A 548-nucleotide genomic window follows, 5' to 3' on the forward strand; every position below is an offset into this window, starting at 1 on the left:
GGCTTCCAGCCCAGTTCTTCGATGGTGTTGTCGATCTTCGGCACGCGGTGCTGCACGTCCTGGTAGCCCTTGCCATAGAAGTCGCCCGAGGAGGTCTCGATGATCTGCGTCTTGCGCGCTTCGTCGGCGTATTCCGGATAGTCGGCGGCCATCTTCAGCATCATCTCGGCCAGCTCGCGCACCGAGTGGATATTGCCCGGGTTGCCGATGTTGTAGATCTTGCCGCTGGCCACGCCGTTGGGGTTCTCGATGATGCGCATCAGCGCGTCGATGCCGTCGGCGATATCGGCAAAGGCGCGCTGCTGGGCGCCGCCGTCGACCAGCTTGATCGGCTCGCCGCGCACGATATGGCCGAGGAACTGCGTCACCACGCGCGACGAGCCTTCCTTCGATTCGAAGATCGAATCCAGCCCGGCGCCGATCCAGTTGAACGGACGGAACAGGGTGTAGTTCAGGCCTTGCTCCATGCCGTAGGCGTGGATCACGCGGTCCATCAGCTGCTTGGAGCAGGCGTAGATCCAGCGCGGCTTGTTGATCGGGCCGTAGAC

1 protein-coding gene is annotated in these 548 nt (G+C 62.8%); it reads right to left on the reverse strand.

Translation table 11 applies throughout. From position 1 onward, the window contains the following. Positions 1-548: bifunctional UDP-4-keto-pentose/UDP-xylose synthase (locus AC3WL8_RS40020; protein WP_492380273.1), on the reverse strand; the 548-nt coding region annotated here is incomplete at both ends.

The sequence above is a fragment of the Cupriavidus sp. FW305-F7 genome, from assembly GCF_058782875.1.